Source organism: Streptomyces sp. NPDC048521 (genome assembly GCF_043199855.1).
Classification (GTDB): domain Bacteria; phylum Actinomycetota; class Actinomycetes; order Streptomycetales; family Streptomycetaceae; genus Streptomyces.
The window spans coordinates 204,148-225,011 of the sequence record NZ_JBICWR010000012.1; the positions used below are offsets into that span (position 1 = coordinate 204,148).

The 20,864-nt window shown below is 72.3% G+C and carries 19 protein-coding genes; 5 read left to right on the forward strand and 14 right to left on the reverse strand.

What is annotated here, in order from left to right; all coding sequences use genetic code 11:
- Nucleotides 1-2: 2 nt before the first annotated feature.
- Nucleotides 3-866, reverse strand: a complete 864-nt coding sequence (locus ACGFRF_RS26710; protein WP_393744062.1) for an Fpg/Nei family DNA glycosylase — start codon at nucleotides 864-866, stop codon at nucleotides 3-5.
- 55 nt (nucleotides 867-921) lie between these two features.
- Nucleotides 922-3,006, reverse strand: coding sequence for a SpoIIE family protein phosphatase (locus ACGFRF_RS26715; RefSeq protein ID WP_393744064.1), 2,085 nt, complete (start codon nucleotides 3,004-3,006; stop codon nucleotides 922-924).
- Nucleotides 3,007-3,166: 160 nt separating this feature from the next.
- Here ACGFRF_RS26715 and ACGFRF_RS26720 point away from each other — a divergent pair, with 160 nt between their 5' ends.
- A complete protein-coding gene (locus ACGFRF_RS26720) occupies nucleotides 3,167-4,588 on the forward strand; it encodes a lipase maturation factor family protein (protein WP_393744066.1) in 1,422 nt (473 codons plus the stop codon).
- On the opposite strand, the gene ACGFRF_RS26725 is transcribed toward ACGFRF_RS26720, so the two are convergent.
- From ACGFRF_RS26725 to ACGFRF_RS26760, 8 genes are read right to left on the reverse strand one after another with little or no spacing between them, the layout of a single operon-like run.
- On the reverse strand, nucleotides 4,576-5,415 hold the full coding sequence (locus ACGFRF_RS26725; RefSeq protein ID WP_393744068.1) for an amidohydrolase family protein: 840 nt from the start codon (nucleotides 5,413-5,415) through the stop codon (nucleotides 4,576-4,578). The genes ACGFRF_RS26720 and ACGFRF_RS26725 overlap by 13 nt on opposite strands.
- Nucleotides 5,412-5,726 (reverse strand): L-rhamnose mutarotase, encoded by a 315-nt coding sequence (locus tag ACGFRF_RS26730; RefSeq protein ID WP_393744070.1) that lies wholly within the window; start codon nucleotides 5,724-5,726, stop codon nucleotides 5,412-5,414. The genes ACGFRF_RS26725 and ACGFRF_RS26730 overlap by 4 nt, the downstream gene beginning before the upstream one ends.
- Nucleotides 5,723-6,691, reverse strand: coding sequence for an aldo/keto reductase (locus ACGFRF_RS26735; protein ID WP_393744072.1), 969 nt, complete (start codon nucleotides 6,689-6,691; stop codon nucleotides 5,723-5,725). Before ACGFRF_RS26735 ends, ACGFRF_RS26730 begins: the two co-directional genes overlap by 4 nt.
- Entirely contained in the window at nucleotides 6,688-7,443 is a 756-nt protein-coding gene (locus ACGFRF_RS26740) for an SDR family NAD(P)-dependent oxidoreductase (protein WP_393744073.1), read from the reverse strand. The genes ACGFRF_RS26735 and ACGFRF_RS26740 overlap by 4 nt, the downstream gene beginning before the upstream one ends.
- On the reverse strand, nucleotides 7,440-8,780 hold the full coding sequence (locus ACGFRF_RS26745) for an L-fuconate dehydratase (RefSeq protein WP_393744074.1): 1,341 nt from the start codon (nucleotides 8,778-8,780) through the stop codon (nucleotides 7,440-7,442). The genes ACGFRF_RS26740 and ACGFRF_RS26745 overlap by 4 nt, the downstream gene beginning before the upstream one ends.
- A gap of 35 nt (nucleotides 8,781-8,815) precedes the next feature.
- A complete protein-coding gene (locus tag ACGFRF_RS26750; protein WP_393744075.1) occupies nucleotides 8,816-9,844 on the reverse strand; it encodes an ABC transporter permease in 1,029 nt (342 codons plus the stop codon).
- Nucleotides 9,837-11,327 (reverse strand): sugar ABC transporter ATP-binding protein, encoded by a 1,491-nt coding sequence (locus tag ACGFRF_RS26755; protein ID WP_393744076.1) that lies wholly within the window; start codon nucleotides 11,325-11,327, stop codon nucleotides 9,837-9,839. The genes ACGFRF_RS26750 and ACGFRF_RS26755 overlap by 8 nt, the downstream gene beginning before the upstream one ends.
- Nucleotides 11,324-12,397, reverse strand: coding sequence for a sugar ABC transporter substrate-binding protein (locus ACGFRF_RS26760; RefSeq protein WP_393744077.1), 1,074 nt, complete (start codon nucleotides 12,395-12,397; stop codon nucleotides 11,324-11,326). Before ACGFRF_RS26760 ends, ACGFRF_RS26755 begins: the two co-directional genes overlap by 4 nt.
- Nucleotides 12,398-12,562: 165 nt before the next feature.
- On the opposite strand from ACGFRF_RS26760, the gene ACGFRF_RS26765 reads away from it, so the two are divergent.
- Both ACGFRF_RS26765 and ACGFRF_RS26770 read left to right on the forward strand, forming a co-directional pair.
- Nucleotides 12,563-13,264, forward strand: coding sequence for a FadR/GntR family transcriptional regulator (locus ACGFRF_RS26765; protein ID WP_393744078.1), 702 nt, complete (start codon nucleotides 12,563-12,565; stop codon nucleotides 13,262-13,264).
- A 271-nt stretch (nucleotides 13,265-13,535) separates the two neighbouring features.
- A complete protein-coding gene (locus tag ACGFRF_RS26770) occupies nucleotides 13,536-13,943 on the forward strand; it encodes a LysR substrate-binding domain-containing protein (RefSeq protein ID WP_393744080.1) in 408 nt (135 codons plus the stop codon).
- A 62-nt stretch (nucleotides 13,944-14,005) separates the two neighbouring features.
- On the opposite strand, the gene ACGFRF_RS26775 is transcribed toward ACGFRF_RS26770, so the two are convergent.
- Together ACGFRF_RS26775 and ACGFRF_RS26780 are read right to left on the reverse strand one after the other, a co-directional pair.
- The gene (locus ACGFRF_RS26775; protein ID WP_393744082.1) at nucleotides 14,006-14,155 is read right to left on the reverse strand and encodes a hypothetical protein; all 150 of its coding nucleotides are present in this window, start codon (nucleotides 14,153-14,155) and stop codon (nucleotides 14,006-14,008) included.
- Nucleotides 14,152-16,179, reverse strand: a complete 2,028-nt coding sequence (locus tag ACGFRF_RS26780) for an endo-beta-N-acetylglucosaminidase (protein ID WP_393744084.1) — start codon at nucleotides 16,177-16,179, stop codon at nucleotides 14,152-14,154. The genes ACGFRF_RS26775 and ACGFRF_RS26780 overlap by 4 nt, the downstream gene beginning before the upstream one ends.
- A 263-nt stretch (nucleotides 16,180-16,442) precedes the next feature.
- Between ACGFRF_RS26780 and ACGFRF_RS26785 the strand changes: the two genes are divergently transcribed.
- Entirely contained in the window at nucleotides 16,443-16,871 is a 429-nt protein-coding gene (locus ACGFRF_RS26785; protein ID WP_393744086.1) for a CU044_2847 family protein, read from the forward strand.
- Nucleotides 16,872-16,998: 127 nt separating this feature from the next.
- Nucleotides 16,999-17,721, forward strand: coding sequence for a hypothetical protein (locus tag ACGFRF_RS26790; RefSeq protein WP_393744088.1), 723 nt, complete (start codon nucleotides 16,999-17,001; stop codon nucleotides 17,719-17,721).
- Nucleotides 17,722-17,812: 91 nt separating this feature from the next.
- Here the strand turns inward: ACGFRF_RS26790 and ACGFRF_RS26795 are convergent, their stop codons facing one another.
- Nucleotides 17,813-20,257, reverse strand: coding sequence for an FG-GAP-like repeat-containing protein (locus tag ACGFRF_RS26795; RefSeq protein WP_393744090.1), 2,445 nt, complete (start codon nucleotides 20,255-20,257; stop codon nucleotides 17,813-17,815).
- The gene (locus tag ACGFRF_RS26800) at nucleotides 20,254-20,772 is read right to left on the reverse strand and encodes a hypothetical protein (protein WP_393744092.1); all 519 of its coding nucleotides are present in this window, start codon (nucleotides 20,770-20,772) and stop codon (nucleotides 20,254-20,256) included. The genes ACGFRF_RS26795 and ACGFRF_RS26800 overlap by 4 nt, the downstream gene beginning before the upstream one ends.
- Nucleotides 20,773-20,864 lie beyond the last annotated feature (92 nt).

Consider the following 20,864-nt stretch of genomic DNA (forward strand, 5'->3'; position numbering starts at 1 on the left):
ACTCACTTCAGCAGCCGGGACAGCCGGCGGTCCGCCAGGGGCTTGCCGCCCGTCTGGCAGGTGGGGCAGTACTGGAGCGAGGAGTCGCTGAAGGCGACCTCGCGGATGGTGTCCCCGCACACCGGGCAGGGTTCGCCGGTGCGGCCATGGACGCGCAGGCCGCTCTTCTTCTCCGCCTTCAGCCGTCCGGCGGCCACTCCCCGGGAGCGCTCGACCGCCTCGGTGAGCGTGCCGCGCAGGGCCTCGTAGAGGTGATGGGTCTCCTCCGGGGTGAGGGACGCGGCGACCTTGAACGGCGACATCTTCGCGGCGTGCAGGATCTCGTCGCTGTAGGCGTTGCCGACACCCGCGATCAGGGACTGGTCCCGCAGCGCACCCTTGAGCCGGCGTCTCTCACCTGCCAGGAGGGCGGCGAAGCGGTCCTCGTCGAAGTCGCCGGCGAGCGGGTCGGGGCCGAGGCGGGCGATGCCCGGGACCTCCCGCGGGTCGCGGACGACGTACACCGCGAGCCGTTTCTGGGTGCCGGCCTCAGTGAGGTCGAAGCCCTCCCCGGTCTCCAGTGCCACGCGCAGCGCGAGCGGGCCCTTGCCCGGCTTGGGCGGGCCGTCCGGCAGCCGGTCCTTCCACTGCAGCCAGCCCGCGCGGGCCAGGTGGGTCACCAGGTGCAGCCCGCTGTCCGCCGCCAGGTCCAGGAACTTGCCGTGCCGGTGCACGGCCGTCACCTCGCCGCCCTCGAAGGCGGTGACCGGCGGGTCGTACGTCTTCAGCACGCTGACGGCGACCGGCATCACCCGCACCACCCGGCGGCCGACCAGGTGCTCGGTGAGGAAGTCCGTCAGCGCTTCTACCTCGGGCAGTTCGGGCATACGTCCAGAGTGCCATCCGGCACCGACAACGCCATGCGGTCCGCGGGGCCGGCCGTCACGGCGCCCGGAACTCGCACCACACCGCCTTGCCGCCACCGCGTGCCTCGACGCCCCAGACATCGGCGAGCCGGTCCACGAGGAGCAGCCCGCGGCCGGAGACGCCCTCCGCCCCCGCCTCCCGGCGGCGCGGCAGGGCGCTGGAGGAGTCCTCGACCTCGATGCGGAGCGTGCGGCCGCTGCTGTCGAGGGCCCGCAGGGTGACGATCGCCGAGCCCTCGGTGTGCATCAGCGCGTTGGTGATCAGCTCGTCGCCGACCAGCTCGATCTCGTCGGCGCGCTCGTGGGCGCCCCAGGCGCGGACGGCGGCGCGGATCATGTGCCGGGCCTGGACCAGGGCCTCGGGGTCGCCGGGCGCCACATGCTGCCGGAGCCGGCCGCCGGCCCGCGGGGTCTGCGGGACCCCGCGGCGCAGCAGGAGCAGGGCCACGTCGTCGTCACCGCCCCGCTCCTCGGCCATCCTGATCAGCCGGTCGGCGAGGGCGCGCACGTCGTCCGGGCCGTCCGCGATCACCGCCGTCAGGCCGCGCATCCCGTCGTCGAGGTCGGCGCCGGGCTGCTCGACAAGTCCGTCGGTGCACAGCAGCAGGGTGTGGCCGGGGTCGAGTTCCAGGGTGGAGACGGGGTACTCCAGGCGGCCGAACTCGGCGGACAGGCCGAGCGGCAGTCCGCCCTCGACGGCGACCCGGCGGCAGGTGCCGTCGGCGTGCCGGAGCAGCGGGTCGATGTGGCCGGCGCGGACCACCTGGACGACGCCGGTGGCCAGGTCGGCCTCCGCGTACAGGCAGGTGGCGAAGCGGTCGGTGTCGAGTTCGTGGAGGAAGACGGAGGCGCGGGCCATCACGGTGGCCGGGGTGTGCCCCTCGGCGGCGTAGGCGCGCAGTACGATCCGCAGCTGGCCCATCACGGCCGCCGCGTGCGTGTCGTGGCCCTGCACGTCGCCGATCACCGCACCGACCCGGCCTCCCCCGGAGGGGCTACCCCCGGGAAGCGGGATCAGGTCGTACCAGTCGCCGCCGATGTCCCGGCCCAGCGCTGCCGAACGGTAGCGGACGGCGACGTCGGCGCCGCGGACGCTGGGGATGGTGCGGGGCAGCATGGCCTGCTGGAGGCCCTGGGCGAGGTCCTTGTCCTGCTCGTAGAGCATGGCCCGCATGAGACTCTGCGCGATGCTGCTGCCGAGCGCGACCAGCACGGCGCGCTCCTCGGCGGAGAAGCCGCGCCGGTCGCTGTAGAGCAGGCCCATGGCGCCGATCGGCCGGGCCTGGGCGATCAGCGGCAGATAGGCGGCCGAGGTGATGTGCAGATCGGCAAGGTGCGGCCAGAGGATCGGGTAGCCCTCGGCGAACTCCTCCGGGGACTCGATGAACCGCGGGACGAGCGTGCGGACGACCTCGCTCATCGGGTACGGCTCGTCCGTCCGGGTGACACGGGTGCCGGGGACGAAGCTGCCTGCGGGGCCCTCGGCGACGAGCCGGATGCGCCCTGCCTCCACCAGCCCCATGACCAGGCTGGCCGCGCCGAGGTGGCGGATGCCGTGGGTGTCCTTGAGGACGTCGATGACGTCCTGGACGCTGCGGGCGTGGGCGAGGGCGGCGGAGATGACCTGGACGACGTTGGTCTGCTGGCGCAGCGCCTCGTCCTGGGCGGCCCTGAGGCTGCGGGATTCGCTGTCGGCGAGTTCCTGGGTGGCGTCGCGGACGATGCCGACGACGCGGCGCGGGCGGCCCGACTCGTCGCGCCGGATGTAGCCCTGGGTGTGCGTCCAGCGCGAGGTGCCGTCGCGGCAGCGGATGCGGAAGTAGGTGCCGTAGTTCTCGCTGCCGTCCTTGATGGCCCGGGCGACCACCGCGTCGAGCCGGGCCGCCTCCGGCGGCGGCACCCGTACGGCGAGGGACTCCGGGCGGCCGTCGTACTCCTCGGGGAGCACGTCGAACACCTCGCAGGCCTGGGCGTCCATGTGGAACTGACCGCTGTCCAGGTCCCAGTCGAAGCTGCCCATGCGGTTGAGCGCGAGAATCGGGTCCGGATGGGCGAGCCAGTCCTCCGGGAGTGACAGGGCACGCGCTCCCCGATCAGCCATGGGGCCACCTTGCCAGTATTTGCCCGATTCTTCGAATCGGTGGCCATTCGCAGCGTACACGCCGCATCACTGTGGGTGATTCGCCACTATCGTCTGCATTGCACGGGGCCCGCCGGGCAACTCGGCAAGGGTCTGACCGCGAGGAAGGGCGCGCATCGCCGTGGACTGGTTCACCGCACCGGACTACTGGTTGAGCCGGCTGGTTCTCCAGCGGGCCCTGGCCGCCGTGTATCTCTTCGCGTTCCTGACGGCGGCCCTGCAGTTCCGGGCGCTGCTCGGGGAGCGCGGCATGCTGCCGATCCCGCGCTTCGTGGCGCGGGTGTCCTTCACACGGGCCCCGAGCCTGTTCCACGCGCACTACTCGGACCGGTTCTTCGCGGCCTGCGCCTGGGCGGGCTGCGCGGTGTCGGTGGCCCTGCTCACCGGGGCGGACTCCGAACTGCCGCTGTGGGCGGGGATCCTGCTGTGGCTGGTGCCCTGGGCGCTGTATCTGTCGATCGTCAACGTGGGCCAGACCTGGTACGCGTTCGGCTGGGAGTCGCTGCTGCTGGAGACCGGCTTCCTCGCGGCGTTCCTCGGCAACGACGAGGTGGCGCCGCCCGTCGTCGTGCTGTTCCTGCTGCGCTGGATCCTGTTCCGGGTCGAGTTCGGCGCCGGACTGATCAAGCTCCGTGGGGACGCCTGCTGGCGCAAGCTGACCTGCCTGGACTACCACCACGAGACGCAGCCCATGCCGGGTCCGCTGAGCTGGTTCTTCCACCATCTGCCGAAGCCGCTGCACCGGGTGGAGGTGGCCGCCAACCATGTGACCCAACTGGTGGTCCCGGTCCTGCTGTTCGCTCCGCAGCCGATCGCCTCGGCCGCGGCCGCCCTGATGATCGTCACCCAGCTGTGGCTGGTGCTCTCCGGCAACTTCTCATGGCTGAACTGGATCACCATCGTGCTGGCCGTGTCCGCGCTCCGGCTCCCGGGGACCGCGCCGTCCGTGCCGTCGGCACCGCTGTGGTACGAGGTCGTGGTCCTCGCGGTCGCCGCACTGCTGCTCCTCCTGAGCTACCAACCGGTGCGGAACATGATCTCCCGCCGCCAGGTCATGAACCGCTCCTTCGACCCGCTGCACCTGGTGAACACCTACGGCGCCTTCGGCAGCGTCAGCCGGGTGCGCTACGAGGTGGTGGTCGAGGGCACGCTGGACGACGTGCCGAGTCAGGACTCGGACTGGCGGGAGTACGAGTTCCGGGGCAAACCCGGTGCTCCTCGGCGCTGGCCACGTCAGTTCGCGCCGTACCACCTGCGCCTGGACTGGCTGATGTGGTTCGCCGCGCTGTCGCCCGCCTACGCCGGGGAGTGGTTCGGCGGCCTGGTGGAACGGCTCCTGGACAACGACCGCGACACCCTCAGGCTCCTGCGCCGCTCGCCCTTCCCGCCGGACACCCCGCCCCGCTACGTCCGCGCCCGTCTGTTCCGCTACCGCTACACCACCTGGCGGGAGCTGCGGGAGACGGGCGCCTGCTGGGAGCGGACCTACGTGCGCGAGTATCTGCCGCCGACCCGGCTGGCGGGGGTGGCTCAGAGGTCGTAGACGCGCTGTGCCGTGCCCTCGTACACGGCCGCGCGTTCCGCCGTACTGAGGTGATCGGTCAGCTCCCGCGCCGTGTCGAGCACTTCCGCGTAGGTGGCCGCCAGGGTGCACACCGGCCAGTCGGAGCCGAACATGAGGCGGTCGGGGCCGAAGGCCTCCAGGGCGATCTCGGTGTACGGGCGCAGGTCGCCGACCGTCCAGGTGGCGGGGTCGGCCTCGGTCACCAGGCCGGAGAGTTTCGCGACGGTGTTGGGGAGGGCGGCCAGGGCACGCACGTGGGAGACCCAGGGCTCGCGTTCTGCCGAGGCGATGGGTGGCTTTCCCAGGTGGTCCAGGACGAGCACGAGGGAGGGCAGGGCGGCGGCCGTCCTGACGCAGGCCGGAAGCTGGTGGGGCTGGACCACCACGTCGTGGACGAGGCCGGCCTCGGCGACGGCGGTCAGTCCGCGCTGGACGTCCGCCCGCAGCAGCCATTCCGGGTCGGGCTCGCCCTGCACCTGGTGGCGGATGCCCTTCAGGTGGCCGCCGCCGGGAAGTTCGCGCAGCCGGGCCAGTTCGTCGGCGATGTCGGGGCGGGTGAGGTCCGTCCAGCCCACGACCCCGGCGACGAGATCGTGTGCGGCGGCGAGGGCGAGGAACTCCGGTGTCTCCTCGGCCACGGTGATCGTCTGCACGAGGACGGTACGGTCCACCCCGACGGCGCGGGCCTCGGGTTCCAGGTCGGCGAGCGTGAAGTTCCTTCGCAGCGGCTGGAGTTGTGGCCCCTGGATCCAGTCCTGGTCGCGGACGGACAGGTCCCAGACGTGGTGGTGGGCGTCCACGGTCACGGCAGCTCCCACACCACGGGCAGGCCGGCGTCCGCGCCGACGCGCGAGTAGTCGTGCACGACGTCCAGCAGCTCGGCCATGCGGGCCTGCCAGGCCACGTTGACCGGCAACTGCTCCAGTTCGGCGAGCAGCCGGGCGTAGTCCTCGCAGTCCAGCAGGTGGAACAGGTCGCTGCCGCTGCGCCAGATGGTCCACGAGGTGGCCCCGGCGGCGCGGATGGCGTCGGTGAGCGCGGCCGGGACCTCGCGGTGGGCGGCCTCGTAGTCGGCGATGCGGTCGGGGCGCACCTTGGTGTGCAGGGCGACTCTCATGACGGGTTCTCCTCACGGGGCAGCAGGCCGGTGTCCCGCAGTTCCTGCCAGCAGGCGTCCGGTACGGGTGCCGCGAACTGGTCGGCGCTGTCGTGGACCTCGGCCGCCGACCGGGGTCCGGTCAGCACGGCGGTGACGGCCGGGTGGGCGCACGCGAAGGCCAGCGCGGCGGCACGCAGGGTGGTGCCGTGCCGCTCGGCCACCTCCTTCATCCGCAGGGCTCGGTCCAGCAACTCGCGGGGCGCCCGGCCGTAGTCGTAGGTGGACCGGGGAGTCGGGTCGGCCAGCAGGCCCGAGTTGAAGACTCCGCCGAGGACGACCGACACACCCCGCTCGGCGGCCGCGGGCAGCAGCTCGGTGGCGGCGCTCTGGTCGAGCAGGGTGTAGCGGCCCGCGCAGAGGACCACGTCGATGTCGGTGTCGCGGACGAACCGGGTGAGCATCCCGGTCTGGTTCATGCCCGCGCCGATGGCCCCCACGACGCCCTCCGCGCGCAGTTTCTCCAGGGCCGGGTAGCCCTCGCGGAAGGCCTGCTCGGCGTGGTCGTCCGGGTCGTGCAGGTAGACGATGTCGACGCGGTCCAGGCCGAGCCGTTGCAGGCTCGCCTCCAGGGTGCGGCGGATGCCGTCGGCGCTGAAGTCCCACACGCGCCGGTGGGTGGCGGGCACGGCGAAGCCGTTCGCGAGGTCGTCGCCGGTGCCGTCGGCGGGGTCCAGACGGCGGCCGACCTTGGTGGAGACGGTGTACCGGGAGCGGTCGTACGCGCGCAGGGCCGTGCCGAGCCGGCGTTCGGACAGGCCGAGCCCGTAGTGCGGGGCCGTGTCGAAGTAGCGGATGCCGCGCTGCCAGGCGGCCCGCACGGCGTCGTACGCCTGCTCGTCGTCCAGCGGGGTGTAGAGGTTGCCGATGCCGGCGGCGCCGAAGCCGAGCGGGGTGACCTCGACGCCGCGGCCGAGCGCTCTCACTGGCCCACCGGCCGCAGCCTGAGGCCCTGCATGCCGCCGTCGACGGCGAGCGCGGTGCCGGTGGTGGCGCCGGACAGGGGGGCGGCCAGGTAGGCGACGGCGCCCGCGACTTCGGCGGCCGACACCAGGCGCCCGGTGGGCTGGCGGGCTTCGAGCGCGGCCCGCTCGGCGGCCGGGTCCGGGGCCGCGTCCAGCAGCCGGCCGATCCACGGGGTGTCCGCCGTGCCGGGGTTGACGCAGTTGACGCGGATGCCCTCGCGGACGTGGTCGGCGGCCATGGCGAGGGTCAGCGAGTACACGGCGCCCTTGGTGGCGCTGTACAGGGCGCGCTGCGGGAGTCCGGCGGTGGCGGCGATGGAGCAGGTGTTGACGATCGCCGCGTGCCGGGAGCGGCGCAGGTACGGCAGGGCCGCGCGGGCCGTGCGGACCATGCCGAGGACGTTGACGTCGAAGACGTGCCGCCACTCGGTGTCGTCGTTGTCCTCGACCGTGCCCTGGGCGCCGATCCCGGCGTTGTTGACGAGGATGTCCAGGCCGCCGAGGGCTTCGGCGGCCTCCTGAACGGCGGTGCGCACCGAGCGGTCGTCGGTGACGTCGGCGCGGAGCGCGAGGAGCGGCTTGTCCACCGCCGACGGGTCCAGGTCGAGGACGGCGACCTGCGCGCCGCGCGCGGCCAGGAGGTCGGCGGTGGCCCGGCCGATGCCGGACGCACCGCCGGTGACCAGGGCCTTGAGGCCCTCGAAGTCGCTCATGCGGCCTGTCCCTTCCGGGTCTCGGGGTCGGCGGCCCAGAAGGTGCCGCCGGGAAAGGTGTACCGCGCGACGGACTCCGGGCGCAGGGCGGCGGAGAAGCCTGGCGCGGTGGGTGCCGTGTAGTGGGCGTCGCGGACGACGACCGGGTCGAGGAAGTGCTCGTGGAGGTGGTCGACGTACTCGATGACCCGGTCCTCGGTGGTGCCCGAGACCGCCAGGTAGTCGAACATGGACAGGTGTTGGACGAGTTCGCACAGCCCGACCCCGCCCGCGTGCGGGCAGACCGGGACGCCGAACTTGGCGGCGAGCAGGAGGATGGCGAGGTTCTCGTTGACCCCGGCGACCCGGGCGGCGTCGATCTGGACGATGTCGACGGCGCCGGCCTGGAGCAGCTGTTTGAACACGACCCGGTTCTGCACGTGTTCGCCGGTGGCGACCTTGACCGGGCTCACCGCACGGCGGATCGCGGCGTGGCCGAGGACGTCGTCGGGGCTGGTGGGCTCCTCGATCCAGTACGGGTCGAACTCGGCCAGGGCCTTGGTCCAGCGGATCGCCTCGTCCACGTTCCAGCGCTGGTTGGCGTCGACGGCCAGGCGCACGTCCGGTCCGATGACCGCGCGGGCCACCCGGCAGCGGCGGATGTCGTCGTCGAGGTCGGCGCCGACCTTGAGCTTGATCTGCCGGAAGCCGTCGGCGACGGCCTGGGCGGCGAGCCGGCTCAGCTTGTCGTCGTCGTAGCCGAGCCAGCCGGGGGAGGTGGTGTAGGCGGGGTAGCCGCGCTCCAGCAGCCGGGCCCGGCGCTCCTCGGCGCCTTCCCTGCCCCGTCTCAGCAGGCCGAGGGCTTCCTCGGGGGTGAGCGCGTCGGTGAGGTAGCGGAAGTCGATCTGCCGGACCAGCCACTCCGGATCGGCGTCGGCGAGCAGCTGCCACAGCGGTGCGCCGGCCCGCCGGGCGGCGAGGTCCCACACGGCGTTGACGACGGCCCCGATGGCCATGTGCATCACGCCCTTCTCGGGGCCGAGCCAGCGTAGTTGGCTGTCGCCGATCAGGTCCCGGAAGAGCGAGCCGGGGTCGGCGCACAGGGCGTCCACGTCGCGGCCGAGCACATGGTGCCGCAGGGCGTCGATCGCGGCGACCTGCACGTCGTTGCCCCGCCCGATGGTGAAGGTGTATCCGTGTCCCTCGTGCCCGTCGGCGGCGTCGGTGCGCAGCACGACGTAGGCCGCCGAGTAGTCGGGGTCGGGGTTCATCGCGTCGGAGCCGTCCAGCTCGCGCGAGGTGGGGAAACGGATGTCGTGGGTGTCGACCGCGATGACGCGGGCGGGAGCCTGGGGCACTGAAGTCCTTTCGTTCAGCGGTGGTTGACGATTCATCAGTCCTGGGCGCGTCCCGTCGTCACGCGGGCGATCACGAGGGCGACGAGGATGATCCCGCCGTAGATGGCCTGGATCCAGAACGACGGCACCTGCGCGAGGGTGAGCAGGTTCTGGACGACGCCGAGGAGGAGGACGCCGGTCAGGGCGCCGACCATGGTGCCCTTGCCGCCGTCCAGGCTGATGCCGCCGATCACCGCGGCCGCGAACACGGTGAAGATCATGTTCTGGCCCTGGTTGGCGCTGATCGCGCCGACGTATCCGGTCTGCAGGAGGCCACCGACGGAGGCGAGCACACCGGCGACGACGTAGACGCCGAGCATGACGCGGTCGACGCGGATACCGGCCGCGCGGGCGGCGTCCGCGTTGCCGCCGATGGCGTACAGGGCGCGGCCGGTGCGGTGGTACCTGAGCACGAGCCCGGTGACCGCGAAGGCGGCCGCGGCGAGCCACACGGACATCGGGACGTCGAGGAAGGTGGTGGTGGCCAGTGAGTAGAAGGCGTCGGGCATGCCGAACAGCGTCTTGCCCTTGGTCGCGCCGACCAGCAGGCCGCGCAGCACGATGAGCATCGCGAGCGTGACGATGAACGCGTTCAGCCGGAACTTGACGACCAGGATGCCGTTGAAGGCGCCGATGGCCGCGCCGACGACGGGGATCGCGAGCAGGGCGAGCGCGGCCGGGAAGCCGGTGCCCCAGCCGGACTGGTGCGCGGGCAGCACCAGCAGGGCGCCGACGGCGGGTGCGATACCGACCACCGACTCCAAAGAGAGATCGAACTTGCCGGTGATCAGCACGAGGGACTCGGCGAGCACCACCATGGCGAGCGCGGCGGAGGCGCCGAGGATGGAGATCAGGTTGCGTTCGGTCAGGAACGAGTCGTTGACCACCGCGCCCAGCACCAGCAGCAGCAACAGCGCCGGCACGAGGGCGAGTTCGCGGGCCCGGCGGAGCAGGACCGCCTTGGCCGACCGGGCGTCCGGGGTCTTCGTGGGCGCGAGCGGCGGGGCCGCCCGGGTGTCAGCCATGGTCAACTCCTTCGATGGAGGCGATCAGCTCGTGGTCGCGCCAGCCGGCCGGATGCTCGGCGACGACACGGCCGTGGAAGAGGACCAGGACGCGGTCGCAGCGGCGCAGGTCGTCGAGTTCGTCGGAGACGACCAGGACGGCCGTGCCGTCGTCACGGGCGCTGTCCATGCGGGCGAGGAGCGATTCCTTGGACTTCACGTCGACGCCCGCGGTGGGGTTGATCAGGACGAGGAGACGGGGGTCGGAGGCGAGTGCGCGGGCCATGACGACCTTCTGCGCGTTGCCGCCGGACAGGTCCGCCACGGGCTGGTCGGGGCCTTCGGCGTGGATGTCGAGGCGGTCGATCAGCTCGCCGGCGAAGGCGCGTCTGCGCTCGGTCGCGACGAAACCGAGGCGGCCGAGCCGGTCCAGCACGCTCAGGGTGGCGTTGTCGCCGATGCTCAGGCCGGCCACCAGGCCCTGCTCGTGCCGGTCGCGCGGGACACAGCCGATCCCGGCGGCGAGGGCGGCCCGCACATCGCCGAACCGCAGTTGTTCGCCGCCGAGCCGGGCGCTGCCTCCGGTCGGGGTGTGCAGTCCGGCGAACGACTCGGCCAGTTCGGTCTTGCCGCTGCCGCTGGAGCCGGCGAGTCCGACCACCTCGCCGCGGCGGACGGTGAGGTCGACGTCCTCGTACGCCGGTGAGCGGAGACCGCGGGCCTCCAGCAGGACGGGGGCGGTCTCGTCCACTCCCCTGGCCGGTACGGCCTGTTCGGCGATCGACTCGCCGGCCATCGCCTCCACCAGTGCCGCCTTCGGCAGGTCGGCGACGGGGGCGGTGGTGATCCAGCGGGCGTCGCGCAGCACGGTGACCGTCTGGCAGACCTCGTACACCTCTTGCAGGTGGTGCGAGATGAACAGGAAGGTGACCCCGGACTCCTGCAGGGCGCGCATGCGGGTGAACAGCCGCTCGATCTCCCGGCTGTCGAGCTGGGCGGTGGGCTCGTCCAGCACGATGAACCGGGCACCGAAGCTCAACGCCCGTGCGATCTCCACCATCTGGCGGTCCTCGACCTTGAGGTCGGCGGTACGTGCCTCGGGGTCGACGTCCACGTCCCAGGTGGCGAGCAGGTCGGCGGCCTCGCCGCGCAGCCGGCGCCAGCTGATGAACCCGCGGCTCATCGGCTGCCGGTTGAGGAACAGGTTCTCGGCGACCGTCAGCTCCGGTACGACCGTGGGCTTCTGGTACACACAGGCGACCCTGCGGCGCCAGGCGTCCCGGTCGGCGAGCGGGGGTGCGGGCTCGCCGTCGAAGTGGACGGTGCCCTCGTCCGGGGACTGCAGGCCGGTGAGGACGTTGACCAGGGTGGACTTGCCGGCGCCGTTGCGGCCGACCAGGGCGTGGGACTCGCCGGGGAGCACGGTGAGCCGGCCGTCGGCGAGGGCGACGGTGGGGCCGTACCGTTTGACGATCCCCCGGGCTTCGACGAGTGGAGTGCTCATCCGACCGTGTTGCCCCAGAGCTTCGGGTCCTCGACGTTGTCCTTGGTGACCAGGGGCGCGGGCAGCTGGTCCTCGAGGATGCCGCTCGGCAGCTTCACGATGGTCGAGTCGTGGTCGGTCGGCCCGGGCTCGAACGTCTTCCCCGCCATCGCGGCCTTGATGTAGTACATGCCGTACTTGGCGTAGGCGTCGGCCGGCTGGGAGACGGTGGCGTCGATCTGCCCCTTGCGGATGGCGTCGAACTCCTGCGGGATGCCGTCGTTGGAGACGATGACGATGTGGCCCTTCTGCCCGGCCGTCCTCAGCATGTTCTTGGATTTCAGGGTCTGCAGGGTCGGAGCCAGGTAGACCCCGCCGGCCTGCAGATAGATGCCCTTGATGTCCGGGTTGGCGTTGAGCAGGGTGTCGAGCTTGGCGGCGGCGGTGTCGGACTCCCATTTCGCCGGGATCTCCAGCACTTTGAGCTTCGGGTACTTCTTCTTCACGCAGGCCCGGAAGGCCTCGGAGCGGTCACGGCCGTTGACCGAGGCGAGGTCGCCCATGATCTGCACGACCTTGCCGTCGGTGACGTGCTGCCCGAGGTAGTCGCAGGCCTTCTTGCCGTAGGCGACGTTGTCGGCGCGCACCACCATGGCGACCTTGCCCTTGTCGGGCGCGACGTCCACGGCGACGACCGGCACGCCCTTGCGCTCGGCCTGGTCGAGACCCGCCTGGATGGCGGCGCTGTCCAGTGGGGCGACGACGAGACCCTTCACGCCCTGGTTCAGCTCGTTGGTGATGTCCGTGATCTGCTGCGAGGGATCGCTGTTGGAGTTCACCGTCTTGAGCGCGTCGACACCCTCCGACTCGGCCATCTTCGGCACGTAGTCGTTGTACGACTGCCAGAACGGGGAGGTCAGCAGCGGCAGGATCACCCCGACCTTGCCCGAGCCGTCCCCGCCTCCCGCGCCGGCGGCGGCCGTGTCCTTCGTGCTGCCGCACGCGGCGAGCAGGAGTGAGGCGCCGACGGCCAGTGCCGTTGCGCCGGTGATCCGTGACCTGTTCTGCTTCCTCGCTGTTCTGGCGGGCATCTCGCGGCTCCTCGTCGAGGGTGTTCGAGCAGATGCCTGGATACTTATCAGACCACTCGGACCGCAGAACACCCTCTTGCAGCGGAAAATCGAGCTTCTTCGGCGTAGTGGTCGGACCACTCTGCTGGCTAGACTGCGACGCACCCTGGTGACTGGAGGAGTGGCGTGGACGAGGCAGCCCCGCAGAAGGGCACGGTGACCCAGCGCGCCATCGAGGAGATCAAGGCGATGATCGCCGAGGGCCGGCTGGAGCCGGGCCAGCGGCTGCCCACCGAGCGGGACCTCGCGGCCCAGCTGGGCATCTCCCGCAGCTCGATGCGGGAGGCGATCCGCGCCCTGACGGTCATGGGCGTCCTGGAGGCCCGGCACGGCTCCGGCATCTACGTCACCGCACTGGAGGCGGGCGACCTGCTGGAGACCTTCGGCGTGGTCGCCGACCTGTCCCGGGGGCCGCGGCTGGTGGAGTTGCTGGAGGTGCGCCGGATCCTGGAGTCCACGGCGACCGCGCTGGCCGCCGCCCGGATCACGGAGGACCGGCTGGCCGCCGTGGAGAAGCACCTGGCGGCGATGAACGCCACCGACGATCCCGAGGAGATCCTCGCCCACGACCTCGCCTTCCACCGTGAGATCGCCGCCGCCGCGGGCAACGAGACCATGGCCGCGATCCTGGAGGGCCTGTCCTCGCGCACCTTCCGCGCCCGCGTCTGGCGCGGCTACCAGGAGGAGGGCGCCTTCGCCCGCACCCGCCGCGAGCACGCCGCCATCCACCGCGCCCTCGCTGCCCGCGACCCGGAGGCGGCACGTGCCGCGGCAGCGGCCCACGTGGGCGAGGTGGAGGAGTGGCTACGGGCTCAGCTGGGGGGCTAGGCGGACCCGCACGGTCTCCCCTGTACGAGGTCGGGAACCACTCCTCGCCAGGCCCGACCCCGTGTCAGGCGGTGGGTGACTCGTCTGCCGGGCGCCGTCGCCAGTGGCGCGCGTCTGTTCTACGACCGTCTGGGCTTCACCCTCGCGGTCGAGCTCGAACCCGACCGGGCCGAGGCCGCGCTCGGCGGACATGAGGTCGACCTCGCGGTGACCGACTCGTCCACCCTGCCGCCGCGTCCGCTCCCTAGCGCCGGACCTGATCGAGGAGCCGGTGTTCCTGGTCCTGCATTCCACCGAGGCGGAAGAACGCGGTCCGGCGCCCGGCGCGGCGGCCGACCCGGCCACGTTCGCGGACGCGGCCCGGCTGCTGCCCGCTGCCGACACCGCCTGCCCCGAGATGACCCGACGGGCTTGCGGTGCGGCGGGGTTCGTGCCGGGGCCGGTGGCCGTGGCGAGCGTCTTCGCGGTGCTGTGCGCGTCGGCCGCCCGGCGCGCGGGCAGTGCCCTGGTGCCCCGGCTCGCGCTGCCCGACCCCGCCGCGCCCGGCCTGAGCGTGCACCCGCTCCGGGTCCCGGTGCGCCGCGGCGTCCACGTCGTGTACCGAACCGGGACGGGCGGGCACCCCGGTACCCGCCACGTCCTGGACCGCCTCGCCGAACAGGCGCCCCACGACGCATGACGAGCCCGCCCGGCGCCGCGCACCACACGACAAGCCCCCGCCCGGCACCGCGCGACGGGCGTTCAGCCCCTGCTCGATCGCAGGGGCATCGGCTCGAACGGGCGCGGACGTACGGTGATCCGGTCGCTCTCGCACACCCACAGCTCCCCGTCGCCGCCCGGCCGTTCCAGCGGGTCCGGGACGGTGACGTCCGCGGCCGCCGAGTCGGTCACCAAGGGTGGGTGACGGTCACGGGGGCCGAGGTGTTGTACAGCTCCCCCACGGCGCGCACCTCGAACCGTGCGGCCGTCTCGCCTTGTTCGGGCCGCAGGCCGGACAGGAAGTAGGCGCGTTGGCCGGTGGCGCCGAGGAAGCGGCGGCTGCCGTCGGGAAGCAGGCGGTGGAGGGTGTAGTGGCGGACGGCGCCCGGGGCGGCGCTCCAGGCGAGGCGGAGGTCGCCGCCGCTCGCCGCGGTGACGCGGGCGCCGGTCGGAGCGGCGGGCGTGGTGACCGCGTCCCGGACGGCCAGGCCGCCCAGCCGCCAGCGGACCGGGCCCTGTGCGGCGGTGAGGCGGACACCGAGGGCGTGGACGGAACCGGACAGCCCGGTGAGCGGAAAGGTCACGGTCTGCCAGCCGTTGACGGACCTCACACGGGCACCGTTGTCGGCCGGGTTCACGGTGAGATAGGTGTACGGCGGGGCCGCCCCGGCTCCGCTCGGTTCAGCGGTCGCCACCGCCGGCTCGGCGTTCACATCGCCGGTCTCCGTCCGGTACGTCAGCTCGACAACCGTGTTCACACCGATCGGCAGCCGGGTCGCGTACAGATCCACCACCACCGGTTGATCCAGTGCACCGGCCACCAGCACGCTGCTGCCGCCCCGCCAGGCGTCGGCGAAGTCGAAGGAGACGGCAGGCCGCTCCCCCGCCGTCCGTACCACCCACCGCCGCGACGGCAGCCGGTCCTGGAGCCCGAGGTGGTTCCAGGGAGTCTCCGCGGCGACGGCTCCCTGCTCGTACCACCGCAGCCCGTGCCCGGTGTTGAACACGCTGGCGAACGGCACCGAGGTCACCGTCGAGCGGTCCGCCACCGACACGGCCGGCGCCCGCCACGGGTCCGTGCCGTCGGGCCGGGACGGATCGAGCGACCGCCCGCTCCAGAAGCGGTCGTCGGCGGCGTGGAAGTCCTCGGGAGCGCGCTGGTCGGCGGGCAGGTGGTTACGGGTCCACTCCGGCCGGTAGAAACCGATCGAGGCGATGTGCGGCTTCCCGGCCGGCACGATCGCGTCCCAGTCCACGGACGTGCCCGACCCGTTCGACTCGACATCGACGCCCGCCCACAACTCGTAGCAGCTGCGTCCCAGTTGATCCGCCTTCGTGCCCGAGGCGGCCAGCGTGGCCGCGCTCCACCGGAAGTCCACGAAGAGGGTGTCGGCGGCCTGGAAGAACGCCTGGTTCTGGCTGTTCAGGGCACCCTGCCAGCTGACCGTGCCGTTCACGGTCATCGCGTCGTACCAGGTCACCCGCTGCCCCTTGGCCGCCGCGAGGGCCTTCAGCTCCTTGACGAAGCCGAGCATGGCCGTGCCGAGCGCGGTGTTGCCGCCGCCAGTCTCGGCGTTGACGAACCAGCCGTCGAAGCCGTAGGCCGCGGCCACCGCGACGAGCTGGGCGGCGAGCGGATAGTGCCCGTCGGCGTCCTTCTGCACGAGGTCGCGGGTCCACTGGAGCTGTCCGCCGTAGGCGGTGGGCGGCAGGAAGATGTTGCCGAGGACGGGGACGCCGTGCCGGTGGGCCGCGTCCACGATCGGTGCGTTCGGGGCCAGAATCAGCCCCTCGCCGGCCGAACCGCCCCAGAAGACCAGCTCATCCAGGTACGCCCAGTGGGTGAGGGCGTAGTAGTCGGCGGTGGCCGAGCCCTGCGAGGGGTTGCTGGAGGTGGGGCCGAAGGAGACCAGTGCCTGGACACGGGCCTGGCCGGAGCGGGCGGTGGTGTTGGCGGGGGTCGGGGTGAAGCGGGCGGCGAGCGGCACGGAGGCGGCGTTGAAGGCGAGGTCCGGGTCGTCGGCCGCGCGCCAGGTCTTCAGGCTCCGCCAGGTGATGCCGGCGCCGGGGCTGCCGGAGGGGAGCGAGTCCGGGTACCAGTAGGAGGCGTACGGCGGGGTCGCGGCGGTGGCACGCGGGGCCGCGGCGGCGGGCAGGGAGGGCGTGAGGGCGGCCGCGGTCGCGGCGATCAGCACGGTCCGTCTGGTGGGTTTCACGAGCGGGGGGCTCCTTGTGGGGTGGGGAGTACCTGCGGCGGCACCCTGCCGCCCGGTGCGCCGGCGACCGGTCTGCTGTGCGGTGGGACGCGGCCTGAGGTGCCGGGGGCGACTGTGCCCAGCGTTTCCTGTACGCGTCAATGGATGTGACCCAGCTAAAGTCATTAGTGCTGCCAAATCCCTGCTCGCAGGTGTGAGTTCGCCTATTGCCGTCATCGCTAAGGCGCTTTAGAGTCGGCACGCTCAAGCGCATTAGCAGTCGCTTGAGCCGAACCGCCCCGTGCACGCCCAGGACTCGCCCAACAGGCAGTCGTCGCCACTCCGACGGGCGGTCCGGCCGACTCTGGCGCGGGGGAAGGGGCACGGGATCGGACGCGGAACCGGACACGGGATCGGAGAACCTTCGTTCCGGTCGAGGTCGACGGGCAGAAAGTGCTGTTGTCGGTCGGCCCGGAGGAGGGTTCGCAGCTCCGGAACTCGGCGAGGAACAGGAAATCGGCTGGCGCCGGCCCCGCCTGGAGCCCGTGCTCGACGGCCTGACGGCGGTGGCCCGCGCCATGGGCACGCGGCTGCAGCAGACCGGGGCGCCGAAGGCGACCGTCGAGTTCGGCTGTGACGTCTCCTTCGACACAGGCCAGTTCCTCGCCGTGGTGGGCAAGGCGTCGTCCAAGTCCACCTGGAAGGTCACCTAGTACTCCAGTCTGGTTTCGTGATTCTGGGTCGGACCCGCGTGAGAACTGGAACGGCCACCGCGTGATCATCAAGGTTTGTGTGGACTCATGACGATCGTGTGGTGGCCGCAGGTCACAGGCACCATGGGTGACCGGCGACGAAGCCTACGGCCAGGATCCGCAGCTCCACGCCGCCCTGGAGGCACGCGGGACCGGCTACGTGATGGCCGTCGCCTGCTCGACCAGGGTGCGGATCAACCACGGCCGCACCCCCCTCCGCGGACACCCTCGCCGAACGCCTGCCCGCCACCGCCTGGCAGCGGCACAGCGCCGGCCTCGGCGCGAAAGGCCCGCGCCACTACGACTGGGCCTGGATCCACATCGGGACCGACGAACACCGCCACCTGCTCATCCGCCGCAACCGCACCACCGGGGAAATCGCCTTCTACCTGTGCTGGTCACCCACCCCGGTCGCTCTCTGGAACTGGTCGGCGTCGCCGGTGTCCGCTGGAGCGTCGAAGAATGCTTCCAGGCCGCCAAGGGCCAGGTCGGACTCGATGACTACCAGGTCCGCAACTGGACCTCATGGCACCGTCACATCACGCTCGCCATGCTCGCACTGGCCTTCCTGACCGCCCTCGCAGCTGACGCGGCTGCCGACCGGCCCATCGATCCCCACCACCCCGCCCGCGGCAGCGACCCGATCACGTTGACCGTCCCCGAGATCCGCCACCTACTCGTCGTCGCCTTCCTCCCACCAGCCGTGACAGCGGCCGGGCTGCTGCACTGGTCAATCTGGCGCAGACGCCACCAGGCAACAGCCCGCCGCAGCCACTACCGACGACGGTCGACCGACCAACTGACCGGATAGATCACGAAACCGCACTGGAGTACTAGACGACTAATCACGAGCACCACGAGTCACGGGTGCCACTAACTCAGCGCACAGGTCCGGCCGAACGTCACTTGGCGAGCACATCGCCCACCCCGAGACCGGAACCAGTGGCGAGGCCGAGGGCCACCGGCCCGTAGTACGTGCCGCTCTCCGGCACCGGCGTCCCGTCCGGGCCGCCGTTCAGCGTGAGGACGGTGCCGTCTCCCGCGTTCTCGCCGTCGGAGCCGAGCGCAAGGTCCGGGACGCCGTCGCCCGTCAGGTCCGCCAGCGACACCGCGTCGCCCAGCCGGTCGCCGGCCTCGGCGGCACCCGGGACTCCGAGCAGGTCGGCGTCGTACTCCTGCGCGCCCGCCGCGGTGAGCCCGCCCGAGCCGCCGTGCAGCAGCAGGGCGGCACCCGCGTCGGCGGCGCCCTGGACATCCGTGCCGGGGGCCCCGGCGAGCACGTCCGCGTAGCCGTCGCCGTTCACGTCGGCTGTCGCGAGCGAGGCGCCGAACCGGTCGCCAGGGGCGGCCGTGCCGCCGATGACCGGCGCCCCGGTGCTGGTGAGCCCCTCGGCCGAGCCGTGGAACGTGGCGATCTCACCGCCGTCGCCGGCCTCCGGGCGCCCCACGGCGAGGTCGGCATAGCCGTCACCGTCGAGGTCGCCCGCGGCGAGCGCCCCGCCGCCGGCGCCCAGCAGCACGGTGGGCGCGTCCGTACGCAGCCCGGTCGCCGACCCCCGCAGCACCACGAGCGGCGTGGCGCCGCCGGCGGTGCGGAAGGTGAGGGCGGCGTCCGCGTACCCGTCCTTGTCGAAGTCGCCGGTCGCCACGGCTGCGTCGGTCACCGCCCCGCCCTCACCGGCGAGTCGGGACAGCGGCACGGCCGAGGAGAACGAACGGTCCATACCGTCGATCGCCCAGGCGCGGCCGGCGCCCGGCGCCACCGCGAGGATGTCGTCGCCGCCGTCCCCGTCGAAGTCACCGGTGGCGACGGCGGCACCGAAGCGGGCGCCGCTCGCGCGCGACCCGGCCGGCTCGTTGAGCATCCCGGCCTGTCCGGTGAGCCCGTTCGCCGTGCCGCGCAGCAGGCTCAGCGCACCCTCGTCGCCCGCGCCGGAGGTCACCTCCTCGCCGGGCGAGGAGACGACCAGGTCCCGGTAGCCGTCGTGGTCGAAGTCGCCGTACGCGATGGCGGACCCGAATCCGTCCCCGGACTCCGAACCGCCCGGCACGCCGTCCGACTCCTGGGTGATCACGGCCCGGTTCCCGCTGTACGGGGCCGAACGCGCACCCGGCACGACGGTGACCTGCCCGGCCCCGGCCTGGCTGCCCGCGGTGGCGCCAGGGACGCCTGCGGCGAGGTCGGCGCGTCCGTCGCGGTTCATGTCGTCGGTCGCGGCGGGGGAGCCGGCGGCGGACGCGAGGGTACGGATGGCGGGCAGGTCGGCGTAGAGGTTGTCGCCGGGGCACTCGGTCGGATAGCCGTCGCGGTGACCGGAGATGCGGTTGAGGGTCACCAACTGGCCCTGCGTGTACAGGCCGTTGTCGGCCGCGGCGGCCATCACCACGGTTCCGGACGGGTTGATGCCGTACAGCCCGAGCTTCCACGCGGCGAGCTTCGCGAGCGAGGTCCGCACGGCGTCCGTCGCGGTCGCGGTGTTGTAGTCACCGAGGACCGCGACCCCGCTGGTGTCGGTGTTGAAGCCGTAGGTCTGCGCGCCGAGGACCGGCTTGTCGACCCCGCCCGCGCGGCCCTCGAAGACGGTCCCGCACTTGTCGACCAGGAAGTTGTACCCGATGTCGTTCCAGCCGTTGCTCTGCACGTGGTAGACGAAGATCCCGCGGATGATCGAGGCCGACTCGGCGCACGTGTAGTCGTTGCTGCCCGCGGTGTGGTGCACGAACACGGCCTTCGTGTCGGTCGTGTACGTGGGCGGGTCCTGGACCAGCGACTCGTCGGCGCCCCAGCCGGAGCGCGGGACGATGTCGGGCTGCCCGGCGGCCGTGGGGGAGAAGGCCGAGGTCACCGCGGTTTCCGAGACGTCGGCACCGGCCTCGGGATCCACCAGGTCGACCCGCAGCCCGCCCGGCAGTCCGGTGCCGGTGACCCGTGCCTGCACGCCGTCCGACGGGCCGACCCACAGCGGCTGGGTGCCGCCGCGCAGCCCCTGGGCAGTGTTGTCGGGCCCCGCCTCGGGAGCGTGCAGCTCCAGGCCGAGCGTGCGCCAGGCCGACCAGCGGCCGGTCGCCGCGTCCCGGGTGCGCACCTGGGCACGGCCGCCCAGCTCGGCCCGCGCGTCGGACCAGGTGATCCCGACGAGACGGAAGGGCGCGGTGCTGCGCGCCGACAAGGCACGGTGGGCCGGGTCGGTGCCGGCGTGCACGGGGACGGTGTGCAGGCTCCCGCGCGGAATCGGTGCGTCGGCAGCGGTGGTTGAGGTCGCGTGCCGGGCCGACAGGGCCACGACACTCAGGACGACGGCGGTGGCGAGGGCGAGCCGGCTCGCGTTCCGGCGCAGGGAACTCATCCGGCGGCCTCCGTCCGCTTCGGCGTCGCCGACGCCAGCTCGGACTGGCAGGTGGCGCGGCCGAATGTGCCGTAGGCGGATGCGGTCTGGACGTGCTTGCCGCGTACGGCGAGCGAGCAGCTGGCGCGGCCGCCCTTCTCGCCGAGCGTGATGGAGACCAGCGGCGGCCTGCCCAGAGGTACTTGGACGGTCTTCTTCCAGGGCAGTGCGACGGCATGGTCGACGGTGGCGGTTCCGGTCTCGCTGCGGCCCTGGTAGGCGATGTCGGCGGTGCCGTCGCCGGTGACCTCGTATGTCACGGCGGCGGTCGGGACGGTGGGCTTGCCGGGTTTGTCGGCGGTGTCGAGCACGCCGTAGAGGACGAGTCCGCCGCAGGTGGCCAGCAGGGCGGCGCCGATGAGGAGACCTGTGCGCTCAGGGCGGTGGGCCCGTGCCGCGTCAGCGGGTCCGGAATCCCCGGCGACTTGCCCGCTCTCGGCAGCATCCGCTGGTATTTCCCGCTCTTCGTCACCCATGAACATTCCCTTTGAAATCGGCCGCTCGGGCCTATACGTGCGTCGGAATTTACGGATCCGGGCTCTTATACACGACGCTGAATGGGGTTCGC

Excerpts from the sequence above, each read along its gene's own strand:
- ACGFRF_RS26710 (WP_393744062.1), bottom strand. The coding sequence starts at position 866 with ATGCCCGAACTGCCCGAGGTAGAAGCGCTGACGGACTTCCTCACCGAG.
- ACGFRF_RS26715 (WP_393744064.1), bottom strand. The coding sequence starts at position 3,006 with ATGGCTGATCGGGGAGCGCGTGCCCTGTCACTCCCGGAGGACTGGCTC.
- ACGFRF_RS26730 (WP_393744070.1), bottom strand. The coding sequence starts at position 5,726 with ATGAGAGTCGCCCTGCACACCAAGGTGCGCCCCGACCGCATCGCCGAC.
- ACGFRF_RS26740 (WP_393744073.1), bottom strand. The coding sequence starts at position 7,443 with ATGAGCGACTTCGAGGGCCTCAAGGCCCTGGTCACCGGCGGTGCGTCC.
- ACGFRF_RS26750 (WP_393744075.1), bottom strand. The coding sequence starts at position 9,844 with ATGGCTGACACCCGGGCGGCCCCGCCGCTCGCGCCCACGAAGACCCCG.
- ACGFRF_RS26755 (WP_393744076.1), bottom strand. The coding sequence starts at position 11,327 with ATGAGCACTCCACTCGTCGAAGCCCGGGGGATCGTCAAACGGTACGGC.
- ACGFRF_RS26760 (WP_393744077.1), bottom strand. The coding sequence starts at position 12,397 with ATGCCCGCCAGAACAGCGAGGAAGCAGAACAGGTCACGGATCACCGGC.
- ACGFRF_RS26795 (WP_393744090.1), bottom strand. The coding sequence starts at position 20,257 with ATGAGTTCCCTGCGCCGGAACGCGAGCCGGCTCGCCCTCGCCACCGCC.
- ACGFRF_RS26800 (WP_393744092.1), bottom strand. The coding sequence starts at position 20,772 with ATGGGTGACGAAGAGCGGGAAATACCAGCGGATGCTGCCGAGAGCGGG.